This window comes from Bacillota bacterium (genome assembly GCA_013314855.1).
GTDB lineage: Bacteria > Bacillota > Clostridia > Acetivibrionales > DUMC01 > Ch48.
The window spans coordinates 1-16,774 of the sequence record JABUEW010000039.1; the positions used below are offsets into that span (position 1 = coordinate 1).

The window sequence follows — 16,774 nt, forward strand, 5'->3', positions numbered from 1 at the left end:
ATTTTATCATTTCTATATCTTCAGGACTAAATGTCCTACCTGAAAATGTTCTATTAGTATTGTTCATGACTTGATTACCTACCTCCCCCAAGTCTACTATACAATACTAATCTTGTACGTGTCCAACTCGGTTTTGCGAAAATATTTTTTTGCTACTCTCTATAACTCTTGTTTTCTCTTTCTTTTAAATTCGTGCTTCATCTCTGTACATTCAAATTATTACAATCAAGTTACTTCTTAGCCTTTTCCAAAGCCCTTTTAACTGCCAGTTTCCAGTTTTCGGAACTAACTGTAGCTCCACTTATAGCATCTACTTCATATGTTTGTTTTTCAATCATCGCATCTGCCAAATCTTTCCTAAACTTTTTCAAATTAGGATACAATTTGCCGTTAATTTCCTTTCCAGTCCAATTATCATAATCCACTTCATTTCCTTCAGTGTCCAATCGTCTTAAGTTTATACTTCTAATCTTTCCATCATTTATTACAACTGTTGCATCTTCATTTCCATACTGCCATTTATCTCCTACTCCTACAAATGTACCGTCCTTATACCGGACTTCCTCTTCCCCTGTCTTTTGTCCTTCATTAGGCATTTGGTTAATAGCAGTACATGAAGTTAAAATAATAATAAGTACTGTTATTGCAAAAAGTCTGAAAACTCTTTTCATATCTTGTCCTCCTCTTTTTAACAAAAGTATTATTTTATTCTTTGTTCTTATTTTTATATGTAATTAATAAAAATATACTGTTATTATCTGATTATTTTTAATCAAAAGAAGGAGTTATTGATATAAAATCATTTGTTAGAAGTTAGAAGCTGGAAGTGAAAAGTTAGAATTTAGAGGTAGTTCAAACTTTTCACTTCTTTCATGTCACTTCCCACTTTTACTTAACAACGCTACGTCCAGTGAGGCATTTAATAACCTTGCCGATATACATGCGGTGATAGTCTTTTTTTAAGTAATTTTTATCGATTTCGGGATCTAAAAAGTTGTACGGCACTATATCCTGATAATATATTTTTTTACATACTATTACAAGCCGTGCCTCATTAAAGTATACAACCCCATCTTCTTCAACAGGAGTAAGTCCGGTAGCTGCTGCTTTATCAACATCCCTACCTGAATGCGAACCACAAAACTGGAGGACTTTTCTGTATGTTTCATCAAAAAACGAGAATGTAAAGTTCCTATGTTTTTCTATAAATTCAAAAGTATAACGTTGTGGTCTTACAAAGCAAAAGGATACGTTTTCACCCCACAGTACACCTAATCCTCCCCAGCTTGCAGTCATAGTATTATAGCTATCCTTAGTACCTGCAGTCACAAGCATCCAATCAGAACCTATTAATTTAAAAACATTTTCCTGTATTTGCTCTGGTCTTATTTCTATGAACTCATTCATCATTGCTATCATCACCTCAAATTGTTTAATCATAATATTTATTTTATACTTTCTTATTAGATTTTGCTGAAAACCCTTTCAAATGCACCAAGGGCATAATCAAGTTGTTCCTTGGTATGAGTTGCAGTGTAGCTGGTCCTTAACAGGCATTGGCCCGGCTTTACTGCAGGTGCAATAACAGGATTTACATAAACGCCTTCGTTGAGAAGCATTTTAGTTATTACAAATGTCCTTTCATTTTCCCAAGTCATTACAGGTATAATTGGAGTTTGGGAATCGCCAATCGGAATATCAAGCTTTCTGAAGCCTTCCCGCATATAATTTGCAATATCTGAAAGGGCTCTAACACGTTCAGGTTCAGATTCAAGTATATTCAAGGCCTCAAGAGCAGCAGCAGCATTAGCAGGTGTGATTGAAGCACTAAAGATAAAGGGCCTGGAAACATGTTTAACATAATGTATTACTTCTTCCCTTGCAGCTATATAACCGCCAAGGCTTGCTAGAGATTTGCTGAAAGTCCCCATTATAATGTCTACTTTATCTTCTAGTCCGAAATGTTCTGCCGTGCCCCGCCCATGTTCACCTAATACACCTAAGCCATGAGCGTCATCTACCATTATTCTTGCTTCATATTTTTCGGCTAACCTCACTATTTCAGGGAGATTACAAATATCTCCTCCCATACTGAATACACCATCAGTTACTATCAGTTTACCACTAGTATCCGGTATATTTTTTAATACTCTTTCTAAATCATTCATGTCATTATGATTATATTTAATTGTTTTAGCGAAACTAAGCCTGCAACCATCAACTATACTTGCATGGTTTTCACTATCACAAATTATATAGTCATTCCTTCCTGCAATAGCTGAAATTATCCCTAAATTAGTCTGAAACCCTGTGCTAAATGTAAGTGCCGCTTCTTTTTTTACAAATGAAGCCAGGCGTTTTTCAAGTTCAATATGGATACTTAGGGTACCGTTGAGGAAACGTGAACCTGAGCAACCAGTCCCATATTTTTCTAATGCTTCCCTGGCAGCTTTTATGACCCTAGGGTCTGAAGTAAGTCCCAGGTAATTATTAGACCCAATCATTATTGTTCTTTTTCCTTCAATTATTACTTCTGTGTCCTGACATGTTTCCAATACATGAAAATATGGGTAAATCCCTGCCTTCATAGCTTCTTTCGCATCGGTATAGTTAAAACATTTTTGAAAGATATCCATATTTTGTTTCTCTCCTTTGATTAGTATTAGCCTTAATAAAAGTTGCTGTGTTATAGTATTATTAATAATATAGATAGTACAGGCCAAGAATATTTTATCATAAAAAATGAATTTTGGCATTTGTTTTCTATTGTTTTCTATACTTTTTATTTTATTTTATTGTTTGTATTTCTAAATTAAAGGATGTATAATACTGATAAAATATACTTGTTAGAATACTTATACTGATACTGAGAATAACTTGTCGTTGGAGGTAAAGAATGAAAATGATTTATGGTAATACTGTCATGATAACCGGTGCATCTTCAGGAATAGGAAAATGTATAGCACTATCACTTATGAAAAAAGGATATAGGGTATATGGTACTTCTCGAAACCCAATACAGAAAAATATAGTAGTTGCCAATGATTCCGAGGATGGAAAAGGTTTTATTGAAATGGTCCAGTTAGATGTCAGGTCGGAAGATTCAATTAAAAAAGCTGTAGACTACATTTTGAGAAAGGAAGGTAAGATTGACATATTAATTAATAATGCAGGATTTGGAATTGCAGGTGCTGTTGAAGATACTAGTCATGAGGAAGCTTATGAACAGTTTGACACAAATTTCTTTGGCGTATTGAGAATGTGCCGTAATGTTATTCCTATTATGAGAAAAAATAAAAGTGGACTAATTATAAACATCAGCTCTGTTGCGGGTTTAATATCTATTCCCTTCCAATCAATGTATAGTGCAAGCAAATACGCTTTAGAATCAATGTCGGAAGCCTTGCGTATTGAACTAAAACCTTTCGGTATAAATGTGGTGTTGGTTGAGCCCGGAGATACAAAAACAGGATTTACCGCCAACAGAAAGATTGTCAATCGGGCAAATGAAAGTTCAATATATAAAGAGCGATTTATTAAGTCTTTAAATACCATGATAAAAGATGAAACAACAGGCCCCACACCTGAGGCTGTGGCAAGAGCTATTGTAAAAATATTAAACAAAAAAAACCCTCCTGTAAGGGTTGTAGTAGGTATTAAATACAAAATAATTGTATTTTGCAAAAGGTTGGTACCTGCAAGGTTTGTTGAATATGTAGTATCAAAACTTTATTAGTACCTCTCGGAAACTATCTCACCGATAGATGATTCTTCTGATGGCTTTTCTTCCGAAATTGTTGTTATATCTGGTCTAACAGCTGATATTATACATCTCACAGTGACTGATATCAACACTATGAAGCCACCTACCATAGCCCATTTACCCGGAGCCTCACCTGTAAACAAGTACACCCATAATGGATTCAAAATAGGTTCTAAGACCGTTATTAAAGTTGCCTCCAATGCTGTAACGTGTTTGATGGCGACAGAATACAGTATATAAGAAAGGCCTAGTTGGAATATTCCTAAGACAAGCAACATACACCAACCTGTTAAATCAGGCTTTTCAGTGTTAAACATAAAGGGTAGCCCTATTATTGCTGTAACAATATTTCCCAGGAAAGCTGATTCAAGGGGCGATCCATATTTTTGCTTGCGCATGAAGATTGCCAGAGCAGCAAAGCAAAGACCGCTGAATACGGCAAGAAGATTGCCGTAAAGATTATCCATACTAAGTTCATCTAAAAAGAACAGGAACATACCGCTTATTACAAAAAAAATTATTATCCAATCCAGCAATTTTGCCTTTTCTTTCAAAAACCAAGCTCCAAATACAGCAACATATATAGGAGCTGAATATTGGAGTAAAATAGCATTAGCTGCAGTAGTCAGTTTTGTGGCTGTTACAAAACTTATTACTGTCAAAGCATATGCAATAGCCCCTCCTACCTGTGGGAAAGACCATGTAATTCTAGGTTTTTTTATTATCAAAAGTATAAACAGCGCAGCAACAGCACTCCTGAACCCTGCAATAGCAATAGGATTCCATGATATAAGTTTTATTAAAAGTCCCCCGGAACTCCAAAGTAGAGCTACTAATACCAGCAGGGCAATTGCAACTGACCTGCTTATATTTTTATTATCAGAAAACAGATTTTCCATCATAAACATCCTTTAAATTATCTTTTAATTGAAGCACTTTCTTTTCAATTTCCGGTCTGCTTTCTTCCATAAGCTCCTTATAAAAAGTTTCATATTCATATGTTATATTATCACCATTTTCTATACTTTTCACATAACTCTCAAGAAGCTTAAAATCTCTTTCATAACAGTGGAAAGAATTTGCTCTGTGAGTATACATTCCCATACCAACACTTAATTCATCTGCAATCTTTTTTTGTAGCATTATAAATGCAAACATATTCATAAATGTTGCTTTCGGAGCATCATTACTACGCATTAAAACTTTTATGTGCAGATTATTATTTCTTATAAAAAACTGAATATGCTGCAAACATGCAGGACTTGTATTATCAGGCCTTGTATCCACCTTCCAGTCTCTTACATCAATAACAGCACGGCGGCTATCGGGATTTCTTTTCAATTCATTGTATATAAAGGGCATTTGTTTGAAAATTCTGTCATGATATGTATAGTCCCAGCCCTGACCAATCTTGAAATCAAGTATTCCATCTATAACTTCCTGTCTGTATTGTTCCAGGTCTGAATGTCCTCCTATAAACAATTTACTAATCATGGGTTCTGTCAGTGGTTTTTCTACAACTATGGTCATACTGCATTCTTTCTGCAGTTGATTATAATCAGGACAATTGGAGATTTCGCCCTCATAGTACAAAGCCAGTATAGACTTATGGTATGCATCCGTTAAATTTGTTCCGAAAACAAATAGCTCTTTCATACCTATATACCTCTCCTCCTTTACATTTACATCCTTATATTCCCATTATATTAAAACCACAATCTACATAAATAACTTCCCCCATAATTGCCCTTGATAAATCACTTAATAGGAATAATGCTGCTTTATTCATAATAGCATAACTCTACATATATATACAAGAGGTTATTTTATTGTTACTTTTGAAGGAATTTAGCTACAAATTTTAACAGCTCTTCCTTTTTATTCATTTCAGGATTTTCAATAACAGCCTCCAAAAGTCGGCTTAATATTTTACCTATTTGCTCTCCTTCTTTAAATCCTATGTTAATTAAATCACTGCCACTAACAGCTAAATCTTTAATATTCATACATTCCCCTTTCTCTTTAGCATTATAGTAAATGTGCCTTACAGTATTAACTTTTTTAATCTCCTCTCCATAATATTCATTATCTGCAAAGGATTTCAACCTGCCATTACAATTGTTTATTTCAGCCTTTAAAACTGCTTCTATAATTTTTGTAAGGTCAAGAAATATATCTTCCCCAACAATGCTTACTGCCCTCCTTACACATTTTGGTACAGGGTCAATATTTATATGATGAAACTCTATAAGTCTACATACTTTCTTAATTGTATTGTTATCAAATTTCAAATTTCTTAAAATATAATTAGCAGAATCTTTACTTTCTTCACGAAGAAGCATTGTCCACCTTAATATTGGGTCATTTTTAATAATTTCGACTCCACCTATAATATGCTGAATTTTATCAAAGGAGTATTTGTTCAACTCCGGCAAAACAACAGCCAATATACTTAAATCTTTTAAAAAAATGAATTTGGAAGGGTTAGGCGATACAAGTATCTTTGTTAACTCATCTCTGATTCTCTCTTTGCTGATTTTACTTATAAGGGTTTTTTTGTTTTTTATTGACTCCATAACACCCGGATCTATTTTAAAGTCTAATTGAGCAGCAAAACGTACAGCTCTTAACATTCTTAAAGAATCTTCTTCAAATCTTCTATCTGCGTCACCGACCGCACGGATAACACCTTTTTCAATGTCCTCTATTCCATTAAAAGGGTCAATAAAACCCTTTTCAGGATGATATGCTATTGAATTTATTGTAAAATCTCTTCTTCCAAGATCCTGTTCCAAATAGGATGTAAAAATCACTTTATCCGGTCTGCGATGGTTTGAGTATTTACCCTCAATTCTAAAAGTCGTAACTTCGATACTTTGCTCTCCAATTATAACGGTTACTGTACCATGTTTTAAACCAGTATCAACAGTTTTGTCAAATAAAGCCTTAACCTGTTCCGGCAAAGCGTCTGTTGTTATATCCCAATCTTTAGGCTCCATACCCATCAGAATATCCCTCACGCACCCCCCTACCAGGAAAGCTTCAAAATGATTCTCATTTAATGTGCGAATAATATATTTCGCCTCTTCTGGTAAATTGGCATTTACACTGTCCATTTCCTGTATACCACACCCTTCATTTCTGGACTTTTTTCTGCAATATAAATATTATGTATGTAGATATTAGCATTATACCGGCAGTAAGTAAAAGAATATATTGTTTATTCTGCATTCCTATTCCCAATAACATAATTCTGCATCCTTCTGTAAGGCGGATAAACTCCTTTCCCAGTAAAACTCCTATAAAAGCAGCCAAATTATTCATTGCCGCATAAAAGCCGATATAATTTGTCTGGTTGCCCTCAGGAATATTTATGTAAGGTATATTTGAAAAAGTAAGATTTATTCCTGCAGCAATGGTAAAAGCATATATTGTAGAAACAGGGTATAAAATTAATGTGTCTTTAGTTACAAAAGAAAGGCCTATATAATATAGTACGTATAGGCCCATTGACATATGTAGAGCCTTGAACCAAGACGTTTTCCTGATTATTCTTGACCATACGGGTGTAAAAAATACTAATACAGGTATGTTTAACATGTTTATAAAATTTAAATAGGAATAGTTGACATTCAAGTCTTTTAATAAATATATGCTGAAATAAGGTCCCGGTATATTTGCTGACAAACTCCACAAACAAGCAATTAGGACTGTTATTAGGTATTTTTTTTCCTTGAAGGGGCTTACAAATATATTAATCAGATTAACCTGAATATCTGACTTTTTATTTGAGTATTCCTTAACTTTGGACAACAAGTACAAATCTATTGAAGCTGTAATAACAGCCACAATCCTTAAGATTAAAAGGCCTTTCAACTCATTGCCGAATACTTTGTAATAATCAACAATGCCGCTGCCGATTAATATTACGGAATATACTATTATACCACTGGTAACCCTGTAAAAGGAAAAGAACTTGGCTCTCACCTCATCAGGTATGCTTTTTATATGCCATATACTAAACCCTGGGGCTAAAATTGCATTAACAATATTTAGCAGTAATATTACTGATATTATTATTGTAAGTTTTATATTATCAGAAGAGCTCAGAAATGGTATAAACCCTATAACTACAATGTTAAAGAAATAAATTATCCCCCTGCCGATAAGTAATATTTTCTTCCTGCTCTCAAATCTTTCAAGCAAAAGTGGCGACAATACCTGAAACATATTACCGACAAGGCCTGCCATTGTAACTAATCCCATAAACGAGTCATCAGCTCTCATAAGAAGCAAAAAACCTGTTAAAAAAATGCCTCCTATCATATTGTTTGTAGTCTCTGCAGCATAAGAGGCAAGAGCAATATTTTTACGGCTTATGGCTTTTTCGTCGGTTGCATCATAACCTATAAGCAACTTCAGCTTTGTCAAAAGCGAATCGATTAATGTTTTAAGCCTTATATTCATCAAGACCTCACGTTATTCAATATTAACTATAAACCTACCATAACTCAGTAACAATATAATTATAATTGCATCATTAAGGAATAGCAAGCAAAAATATTTGTTACAACCCTTCACCATCAGAATATAAAATTACTGCTGATTCGAAAACATCGCCCTTTTTCTTCTCATGGATACACTTAATACAATTCCTATAGAAATGTAATTTGTTACCATAGCACTGCCCCCGGCACTGATAAAAGGAAGAGGAAGGCCTGTTAGCGGAAGCAATCTCAAACACATGCCAATATTCTGCAAAGATTGATATGCCAACATGCCGGTTAAACCTACCACTAAAAAAGAACCATAATAGTCCCTTGAGTTCCTTGCAACATGGATGCATCTTAATATGATAAACAGTATTAATGTTATTATCAGGACTGAACCTATAAAACCAAGTTCTTCTCCAATAACACTAAAAATCATATCCGATTCCCTTACGGGGACACCTCCAATATGCGGAGGCGTCTGTGTCTGTATACCTTTATATAGACCGCTACCATAGATTCGTCCCGAACCAATAGCTATTTGTGCCCTGTCTAACTGATAACTTGCCCCTCCAGGGTCAAAACCGGGAGAAATAAATTCCAGTATTCTCTTTTTTCTTTGTTCATTCAAGGTAAAAAACCATAAAAATGGTGTAGTGAAGAGTAAAGTTCCTACTGCAATAAATATGTGCTTATATTTAACTCCGCAAATATAGATCATTATAAAAAAGGCTATAAAGAAAACTATTGCCATACCATAATCCGGTTGTTTTATTATTAATCCTATCATTAAAAGAAAGTAAATAATAAGTTTTATTATATTTTTATTAACTTCCTGTCCTTCTTTTATTCTTTCAAGGAAAGCTGAAAGTAGAATAACCAATGTAATTTTTGATAATTCTGCAGGTTGAAAAGAAATGCTAAAGCCTCCTATTACAGGTATAATTATCCAACTATTGCTACCCACTTCTTTATAACCTACTCCTATGAAGAGCACAAGCATAAGTAAGCCAATAGAAACAAGATACAAGATGAATGCTATAGATTTGAAGTTATTGTAATCAAAGGCACTAATTACCAGTGAAGCAATTACACCAATAATTACACTAACAATTTGTGTTTTCATTATACTTCCGCCGCCGGGCATGGAAAGGGTTGCGCTGTTTAAAACTACAAGCCCTATTATAGAAAGTATAAGCACACTTATAAATAAAATGTAATCAAATTGCTTAAGATAATTAACCCCTTTAATTTTTTCAATAAAATACATAAACACCCTCTGTCCCTATCTTTCGGTAATTTCTTTACCGGTATCATCCTTAGGCGCTTCCTTACGCTCTTTCTCATCCTCTATCTTATTCTCTTCCTCAATCTCAATCTCAATCTCTATCTCATTTTCTTTCCCATCCCCCATCTCGTCCACTTCCTCGACCGTTATCTCATCCATGTCCTCTTTTTCTTTCTGCAATTCTTTCAGTATCTCTCCATAACTGCTTGTACCCAATTCCACAACTTCATCTTCACCGGTTAAAGCCGTTTTCTTTCTCCTTATAAAAAGCACAACAGCAAAAGTTATTGCAAAAACAAGTGAAAGTACCTGAGAAATTCTCTGGTTTCCCATCATTAAGCTATCTGTCCTTAAACCTTCTATCCATGCCCGTCCAATTCCGTATAAAATCATATATAGGAAAAAAACTTCACCATTTATCTTTTTATGTTTTCTGTACCATATAAGTATTAAGAAAACTCCTAAATCCCATAACGACTCATATAAAAATGTAGGATGTACCGGTTTGGATGGATCGACATATATTCCCATTTGTGCAAGCTTTTGAGCATTAATAGTCAATTCATTCCTGATGCTATCACTGGTCATTCCCCATGGCAAACTGGTATTCACGCCGTAAGCTTCCTGGTTTACAAAATTGCCCCATCTGCCGATGGCTTGGGCCATGGGAAGGTAAGGTATGCCAAAATCAAATAGTTTTAAAATATTAATTTTCTTTACTTTTGCAAAAATAAATGCCACAATAAGGCCTGCTATAATCCCTCCATAAATTGCAAGGCCCCCTTTGCGTATATTAATAATATCTAAAAAGTTACCCTTGAACTCATCCCAACTGAAGGCCACATAATAAAGACGTGCGCCGATTATGCCTGCAGGAGTAAGATATAATACCAAATCAATAATATTATCCGGCTCAATTCCATATTTGCTGCTGTGCTTTATGGCCAACAAAACTGCTAAAAGAAATCCGAAGGCAATAATAATTCCATACCAGTAAATAGGCTTTCCAAATATATAAAAAGCTTCCCTGCTAACAGGTATTCGTAAGCCCCACAGTCCTGGAAATTCAATGATACTCATATTTTATCCCCCTTTTTCAATGGTTTCATATTTTATATACCCTGTATAACTGACACGGCAAACCGGTCAAGGTTAAAGTGCCCTTTCATTACATGATTCAAATACTCAAGGTTTATTTTATCATAAATATTAAAATAATCAAATATATTAATACCCTTAAAATATCCGGATATAAACATTTCTGAAACTTTTTCCAGTGAATTGAACCAGCGAATTAATTTACCATATAAAGACTTTTTAACCCTTTGAAAGTCCTCCTTATTAAGGCCGTCTTTTAACAAAAAGCAAACTGTATCTATTATTTTTTCCTTAACCTTGCCAGGTTCTATTGACTCTCCACCAATTGTTGAATATGCATAATTTTCCTCAGCAGTATAATCAAACTCAAATGTATTATTTATAAGTCCTTCTTCATAAAGCTTATTATATAATTGTGAGCTTCTTCCCATAAAAATCTCCAGCAGGATTTTTACTGCAATTTCTCTCATTAAAAGCTCCTCACCTTTCAAGTTATAAGTATCATCCTTAAAACCCATCTGGAATATGGGGGTTGCAACCGGCATTTTTTCTTCAATATATTCTCTATTAATCTCCTTTGGTTCTTCAGGAAACAACCTCTTTATTTTGCCGATTTTGTGCTTTTTGCTAATACTTGATTCAATCCGGTTAAATACCCTTTCTTCATCCACATCACCAATTACAAAAATAACCATATTTGAAGGATGGTAAAATATATTATAACATTTATATAACATCTCTTTGTCAATTTTTTCAATACTTTCGTGGTTTCCTACTATATCATTTTTTACAGGATTCATTACATATAATGACTCCAGCAAATTGAAAAAAGCCCTCCATCCCGGATTATCCCTAAACATATTTATTTCCTGTTTAATAATATCTTTTTCTTTTTCCACACCCAATTCAGTAAAATATGGATTTTGAACAAAGCTTAAGAGCAATCCAAGATTTTCATCAAACCTTTCGGTACATGAAAATAAATAAACGGTCTTATTAAAGCTTGTATAGGCATTTGGACTTGAACCCAGTTCAGAAAACTTGTCCATTATACTTCCTTCTTTCTGGTCAAACAACTTATGTTCTAAAAAATGTGCTATCCCTTCAGGCATTTTTATTGTATTATTATCATAAGGATCTATAAACTCATTATTAATTGACCCGTAATGGGTAGCAAAAACAGTATATTTCTTTGAATAACCCTTTTTAGGGATAACAAAAGCATTTAAACCACTATCATGCCTATATTTATGCATTACCTCGCCTATTTTATCGAATTTAAGTGTTTCCTGCATAATACTACTTTTCCTCCTATTGTCCATTTGATGCCAGGAAATAAATTGTGTCTAACTCTATTTTTTTTGAAACATTTATAACATCTTCTATTGAAACCCTTTTTATTTTGTCTGCCAATGTTTGAAAGTTGTCATTTGTAGTTGCAAGTATTTGACTAAAATAATAATCGGTTATTTTTAACTGATTATCTTTAAGGAAGCCTATACCTGTTTCAATTGACTTTATAGCTGATTCATGTTCATACTGGGTAATATTGCCTGATTTTATACTATCAATCTGTTTTAATATAATATCAACAGCTCTATTTCTATCTTTAATCTCTATCCCACAGGTAATCAACAATAAACCTTTGAATTTCTCCAATTGTGAAAATATATAATAAGCGAGACCCGCTTCCTCTCTTACTTTCTGAAACAACTTTGAATACACTCCTCCCCCCAATATGCTGTCGAAAACTATAAGAGGATAATAATCCTTTTCTGTCGGTAATACATTCGTTCTAAAACCCAAAGACAATTTAGCCTGGTTAACAGCCATGTGCTCTGTTACTTGCTTTACTTCCTCTACTTTATTACTTTCAGCAAGGAAATATTCTCCGTTATATTTATTATTATTATTATTATCTTTTTCCCCATTGTGCCGTATTTTTAAAAGGTTTTGCTTTATCCATTCCAGTTTTTCTATTGGAACATCTCCAGTTACAAATACCTTTAACGGGTAATTGTCAATAATATTTTTATAATGTTCATATAGGCTGCTTTCTGATACTTCTTTCAACCCTGATATATCTCCATAATCATAAATTCCAAAAGGCTCATCTTTACACATTTCTTCAAAGCATCTTTCTATTGCATATTGTACCTTGTCGTTCACTCTTCTTTCAATGAGCCTTTTAAGACTTTCCTTTTCCTGTACAACATATTCCCTTTTGAAAATACCATTTTCAATTACCGGACTAGTAATAATATCGACTATCAATTCAAAAGGTTTTTTAAAAAAATCTTTCATATCGGCCACATATTTTTCAGCGATACATTCGGTATGAAAATATATTACGTGGTATTCCCCTTTTTTAGCCACGCCACAATCAAAAGATCCCCCATAGAGTTCTTCCAGCCGTAAAGATATGTCAGACATGGTGGGGTAACTTTTGCAGCCCCGCCTTAAAACAGCAGGTACTAACGCATTTTTTGAAACAGTATCTTTAGAAAGAGTATCAATAAAGAAAAAACTAATAGTAATCGTTTTAAACTTTCTAACAGGTATATAATACACTTCTATATTATTAAAAGAACAAAGCCTTTCAGCATTTTCTTCCTTGAGTATATCTTCCGCAACAAGTATATCTGCCACCAAACCATTCACTTCCTTGATTTTACAGGTTATGCTAGTCTATGTATGTGTTATTAATATTTCCATATTGAAAGAAAATATAATCATACTTTAATAATACTTTGCCTTCAAGACATCGGATTTAATCTGGCGGACAAGTTCCTCCCTATTGTTGAATTTTTTTTCATTTCTAATTTTTTTAATAAAAAATACTTCAATACGTTTTTGGTATATATCTTCATTAAAATCTAATATATAGGTCTCTACATTTACTTTAGTACTTCCGGTTTTTATTGTTGGATTTGTACCTATATTTGTGATACTTTTATATAACTTTCCGTCCAAAAGAGTCTTTGTTATATATACTCCACAAGCAGGCAAAAGCAGATATTCTTCCGGACTAATATTTGCCGTTGGAAATCCAAGTTCACTCCCTATACGTTTTCCCGATTCCACTAAACCTGTTATTGAATAATGCCTTCCAAGAAAATAAAAGGCTTTTTCCATATCACCCCTGGCCAAATACTCCCGAATTAGTGTGCTGCTGACAATTTCATCATTTACTTTAATTGGAGGTATTATTATAACCCGAAAATTATATTTTTCGCCCAACTCCTTAAGTAAATCGGCATTGCCTCGCCCTTTATACCCAAAAGTATAATCAAACCCTGCTACTGCAAGCTTAATGTTCAGATTACCTACTAAAACATCCTTCACAAATTCTTCCGGTTCCAGTTTGGAAAAAGGCTCATCAAAGTCTTCATAAAATAGATAGTCAAGAGGCAGATTATTTAGTATTTCAGCCTTCTTCTCCACAGTAATTAGTAAAGGAGTAACCAATTTTTTCTTTAAAATGTTATCAGGGTGTTTTGTAAATGTATAGACCATTGAATGTAAATCATGAAGTTTGCACTCATTTATTAGAACATTAATTAAAGTTATGTGGCCAATATGAAGCCCATCAAAATTACCCAACCCAACTCCTAATGGTTTAGTAGACAATGTATTATTAATATTACTTATAACCTCCATAGGTTCTTCTCCTTTAGTGCTCCTTTATAATATTGATTTATACAAACATTTTTTTAGGTTTTAAATAATACCTGCCATTTTTTATTATTACTTCACCCAATGCAAGAAAATCATTTCTTTCATTATATACCCTTACCGGAAAACCAACATCAAAATCATTTTTATCCTTAACTATGGGTATGAAATTCCCATTTTTAAATTTCTTTTCATTCAAGCTATTTAAATAGAAACTTTTAAAATTTTTGAAAATTTCATCAACCTTTAAGAATAACTCATGCATTTTACCGTTTTTATTTGCCTGCAAGATTTCTTCCAGGGTAAAGGCAGACTCAATATGAAATATTCCTGCCCTTTTTCGTATAAGAAATGACATGTGCCCCCCACAACCTAAACTATCTCCAATATCAGAGCACAGTGTCCTTATATATGTACCCTTTGAACAGGTTACATCAAAAAGCACCTTATTTTTCTCTATATTAATAAGGTTTATTGAATAAATCTCAACTTTTCTTGGCTTCCGTTCTATACTTTTTCCTCCTCTTGCAATCTCGTAAAGCCTTCTGCCTTCTACTCTGACGGCAGAGTACATAGGAGGTGTCTGGTATATTTTTCCAATAAAACTCTTCAAGGCTTGAGTTATTTGCTGCTCAGATACTAGAACCTTTTTTACAGCAATAACGTTCCCTGAAGAATCCTGTGTATCTGTCGAAATACCTAAAGTAAGCTCAGCTCTATACACCTTTTCCATATTCATTATATACTCAATAACTTTAGTAGCTCTACCCGTACATATCGGTAAAACACCGGCAGCACCCGGATCAAGTGTACCGGTATGGCCAATTTTCTTTTCTTTTAATATACCCCTCAAGTATGCAACCACATCAAAAGATGTCATACCTGGAGGTTTTAAAACATTCAGTAAACCGTTTATATTAAAACCCCCATTCTTCCTTTTATCACGCTTTTCATATTAACTTACATGACCTCCGGTCACAAATATCAATGAAAAGCGTCAGAAGCGAGCAGTGCTAGGAAAACGAGGCGCAAAAACCGGAGCATATGTGGGTATATGTGAGGATTTTTGCGCCCGAAGTTTGACAACGCAATGCGACGCTTATCACGCTTTTCATATTAACTTTTCAGGGCATCTACTATACTTACCAATATCTTTTCTTTTACATCATGTAAATTACCTTTTATCGTACAACCGGCAGCTTTTTTATGGCCGCCGCCGGCAAAACTTCCGGCAATAATTGAAACATCTATATCCGAATTTGACCTTAAACTAACTTTTACTTCTTCTTTCTTCTCCCTGAATAAAACAGCAATTTCCACCCCATGTATATTTCTTCCAAGATTAACAATACCTTCGCATTCTTCATCCCGTGCTCCGGTCTCTTGCATCATTTTTTCTGTTACGGTAATAAAGGCTATCCGCCCATCCTCTAAAAGTTCCAATGAACTTATTGCAGCCCCAATTAATTTTACTTTCTCTATTGAGATTGAATCAAATACCTTTGCAGATATTTCAGTCACATTTATACCGTTATTTAATAAATCTGAAGCTACTAAATGAGTTATATATGTAGTATTGGCAAATCTAAAACCACCGGTATCGGTTATTATGGCAACATAGAGGCATGTTGAAATATCCGCATCTAGGACTAGTCCCATCATATTTATCAATTGGTATATTATTTCTCCTGCAGCTGAAGAATTGGAACAAACATAATTAAAATCGGCAAAGTGGGTATTTGTTGGGTGGTGATCAATATTTATAGTAAATTTTACACTTTTAAATAATGAAGCTCTATTTCCCAATCTTTCAATATCTCCTGTATCTATAGCAACAACCGTATCAGGCACTTCAATACTATCTGGGAAAACTGCCACCATTTCCTGTCCCGGAAGAAAACTGTACATTTGTGGCATATCTTCTTCAAGATATACCATTACATTGCTATTTATCCGGCTTAATGCCAGGGCCAGAGCCAACCCTGACCCCAACGCATCGCCATCAGCTTGAATATGAGGAAGTACGACAATACTTTTTGACTTCCTTAAAACATCAATTATTTCATCCATTTTTTCATTTAATAACGTACTTTTCATTCTGCTTGTTTCTAATCCCCTTTTATTGTATCATTAATCAGTTTGTTAATATAAATTCCCTGCTCAATAGAGTTGTCAAGTTCAAATATTAATTCGGGAGTATACCTTAGTTTAATTCTATGTCCGATCTCTCTTCTAATAAACCCGGCGGCATTTTTGAGTCCCTCTATAGCATTTTTCTTATCTTCTTCATTTCCTAATACACTTATATATACCCTGGCATATCTTAAATCCCGTGTAGTATCAACCGATACCACACTAACAAATTCAGGCAGCCGCGGGTCTTTTAGTTCATTTTGTATAATACTGCTAATCTCCCGCTTTATTTCTTCAGATATCCTGTATATTCTTTGAGTCATCAGT

Annotated in this window: 16 protein-coding genes and 1 pseudogene; 1 reads left to right on the forward strand and 16 read right to left on the reverse strand. The window is 34.0% G+C overall.

The features are described 5' to 3' along the window. Positions 1 to 230: 230 nt before the first annotated feature. The 3 genes from HPY74_08590 to HPY74_08600 all read right to left on the reverse strand — a co-directional run bounded on the left by HPY74_08590 (position 231) and on the right by HPY74_08600 (position 2,636). On the reverse strand, positions 231 to 671 hold the full coding sequence (locus HPY74_08590) for an FMN-binding protein (protein NSW90715.1): 441 nt from the start codon (positions 669 to 671) through the stop codon (positions 231 to 233). Positions 672 to 888: 217 nt separating this feature from the next. After that, a complete protein-coding gene (locus HPY74_08595; protein ID NSW90716.1) occupies positions 889 to 1,410 on the reverse strand; it encodes a flavin reductase in 522 nt (173 codons plus the stop codon). A 53-nt stretch (positions 1,411 to 1,463) separates the two neighbouring features. After that, positions 1,464 to 2,636, reverse strand: coding sequence for an aminotransferase class I/II-fold pyridoxal phosphate-dependent enzyme (locus tag HPY74_08600; protein ID NSW90717.1), 1,173 nt, complete (start codon positions 2,634 to 2,636; stop codon positions 1,464 to 1,466). A gap of 260 nt (positions 2,637 to 2,896) precedes the next feature. Here HPY74_08600 and HPY74_08605 point away from each other — a divergent pair, with 260 nt between their 5' ends. Further along, positions 2,897 to 3,736 (forward strand): SDR family oxidoreductase, encoded by an 840-nt coding sequence (locus HPY74_08605; protein ID NSW90718.1) that lies wholly within the window; start codon positions 2,897 to 2,899, stop codon positions 3,734 to 3,736. Here the strand turns inward: HPY74_08605 and HPY74_08610 are convergent. The 13 genes and pseudogenes from HPY74_08610 to rbfA form a co-directional block, all read right to left on the reverse strand. Beyond that, positions 3,733 to 4,662, reverse strand: a complete 930-nt coding sequence (locus tag HPY74_08610) for an EamA family transporter (GenBank protein NSW90719.1) — start codon at positions 4,660 to 4,662, stop codon at positions 3,733 to 3,735. The two genes, HPY74_08605 and HPY74_08610, sit on opposite strands and share 4 nt — an antisense overlap. Then, positions 4,643 to 5,419, reverse strand: a complete 777-nt coding sequence (locus HPY74_08615; GenBank protein ID NSW90720.1) for a hypothetical protein — start codon at positions 5,417 to 5,419, stop codon at positions 4,643 to 4,645. Before HPY74_08615 ends, HPY74_08610 begins: the two co-directional genes overlap by 20 nt. 34 nt (positions 5,420 to 5,453) lie before the next feature. Beyond that, positions 5,454 to 5,540 (reverse strand): annotated as a pseudogene (locus HPY74_08620) (NADH-specific enoyl-ACP reductase). A 55-nt stretch (positions 5,541 to 5,595) separates the two neighbouring features. Beyond that, positions 5,596 to 6,879, reverse strand: a complete 1,284-nt coding sequence (locus HPY74_08625) for a CCA tRNA nucleotidyltransferase (GenBank protein ID NSW90721.1) — start codon at positions 6,877 to 6,879, stop codon at positions 5,596 to 5,598. Between the two features lie 19 nt (positions 6,880 to 6,898). Beyond that, the gene (locus HPY74_08630) at positions 6,899 to 8,230 is read right to left on the reverse strand and encodes an MFS transporter (GenBank protein ID NSW90722.1); all 1,332 of its coding nucleotides are present in this window, start codon (positions 8,228 to 8,230) and stop codon (positions 6,899 to 6,901) included. A gap of 129 nt (positions 8,231 to 8,359) precedes the next feature. Beyond that, complete coding sequence (locus tag HPY74_08635) at positions 8,360 to 9,523, reverse strand: FtsW/RodA/SpoVE family cell cycle protein (GenBank protein ID NSW90723.1); 1,164 nt, start codon at positions 9,521 to 9,523, stop codon at positions 8,360 to 8,362. Between the two features lie 15 nt (positions 9,524 to 9,538). Then, on the reverse strand, positions 9,539 to 10,621 hold the full coding sequence (locus HPY74_08640) for a prolipoprotein diacylglyceryl transferase (GenBank protein NSW90724.1): 1,083 nt from the start codon (positions 10,619 to 10,621) through the stop codon (positions 9,539 to 9,541). A 32-nt stretch (positions 10,622 to 10,653) separates the two neighbouring features. Next, entirely contained in the window at positions 10,654 to 11,937 is a 1,284-nt protein-coding gene (locus tag HPY74_08645; protein ID NSW90725.1) for an insulinase family protein, read from the reverse strand. A 13-nt stretch (positions 11,938 to 11,950) separates the two neighbouring features. Beyond that, positions 11,951 to 13,261 carry an insulinase family protein gene (locus tag HPY74_08650; protein NSW90726.1) on the reverse strand — a complete coding sequence of 437 codons (1,311 nt, stop codon included), beginning with the start codon at positions 13,259 to 13,261 and terminating at the stop codon, positions 11,951 to 11,953. Positions 13,262 to 13,378: 117 nt separating this feature from the next. Further along, the gene (locus tag HPY74_08655) at positions 13,379 to 14,299 is read right to left on the reverse strand and encodes a bifunctional riboflavin kinase/FAD synthetase (protein ID NSW90727.1); all 921 of its coding nucleotides are present in this window, start codon (positions 14,297 to 14,299) and stop codon (positions 13,379 to 13,381) included. A 37-nt stretch (positions 14,300 to 14,336) separates the two neighbouring features. Continuing rightward, entirely contained in the window at positions 14,337 to 15,230 is an 894-nt protein-coding gene (gene truB, locus HPY74_08660; GenBank protein NSW90728.1) for a tRNA pseudouridine(55) synthase TruB, read from the reverse strand. Between the two features lie 200 nt (positions 15,231 to 15,430). After that, on the reverse strand, positions 15,431 to 16,384 hold the full coding sequence (locus tag HPY74_08665) for a bifunctional oligoribonuclease/PAP phosphatase NrnA (GenBank protein ID NSW90729.1): 954 nt from the start codon (positions 16,382 to 16,384) through the stop codon (positions 15,431 to 15,433). 38 nt (positions 16,385 to 16,422) lie between these two features. Then, positions 16,423 to 16,770 carry a 30S ribosome-binding factor RbfA gene (gene rbfA, locus HPY74_08670; protein NSW90730.1) on the reverse strand — a complete coding sequence of 116 codons (348 nt, stop codon included), beginning with the start codon at positions 16,768 to 16,770 and terminating at the stop codon, positions 16,423 to 16,425. Positions 16,771 to 16,774: the final 4 nt, after the last annotated feature.

Coding starts and splice junctions, on each gene's coding strand:
- rbfA (NSW90730.1), bottom strand. CDS start 16,770: ATGACTCAAAGAATATACAGGATATCTGAAGAAATAAAGCGGGAGATT.
- HPY74_08615 (NSW90720.1), bottom strand. CDS start 5,419: ATGAAAGAGCTATTTGTTTTCGGAACAAATTTAACGGATGCATACCAT.
- HPY74_08635 (NSW90723.1), bottom strand. CDS start 9,523: ATGTATTTTATTGAAAAAATTAAAGGGGTTAATTATCTTAAGCAATTT.
- HPY74_08640 (NSW90724.1), bottom strand. CDS start 10,621: ATGAGTATCATTGAATTTCCAGGACTGTGGGGCTTACGAATACCTGTT.
- HPY74_08605 (NSW90718.1), top strand. CDS start 2,897: ATGAAAATGATTTATGGTAATACTGTCATGATAACCGGTGCATCTTCA.
- HPY74_08655 (NSW90727.1), bottom strand. CDS start 14,299: ATGGAGGTTATAAGTAATATTAATAATACATTGTCTACTAAACCATTA.
- HPY74_08610 (NSW90719.1), bottom strand. CDS start 4,662: ATGGAAAATCTGTTTTCTGATAATAAAAATATAAGCAGGTCAGTTGCA.
- HPY74_08665 (NSW90729.1), bottom strand. CDS start 16,384: ATGGATGAAATAATTGATGTTTTAAGGAAGTCAAAAAGTATTGTCGTA.
- HPY74_08600 (NSW90717.1), bottom strand. CDS start 2,636: ATGGATATCTTTCAAAAATGTTTTAACTATACCGATGCGAAAGAAGCT.
- HPY74_08625 (NSW90721.1), bottom strand. CDS start 6,879: ATGGACAGTGTAAATGCCAATTTACCAGAAGAGGCGAAATATATTATT.
- HPY74_08630 (NSW90722.1), bottom strand. CDS start 8,230: ATGAATATAAGGCTTAAAACATTAATCGATTCGCTTTTGACAAAGCTG.
- HPY74_08595 (NSW90716.1), bottom strand. CDS start 1,410: ATGATGAATGAGTTCATAGAAATAAGACCAGAGCAAATACAGGAAAAT.
- HPY74_08590 (NSW90715.1), bottom strand. CDS start 671: ATGAAAAGAGTTTTCAGACTTTTTGCAATAACAGTACTTATTATTATT.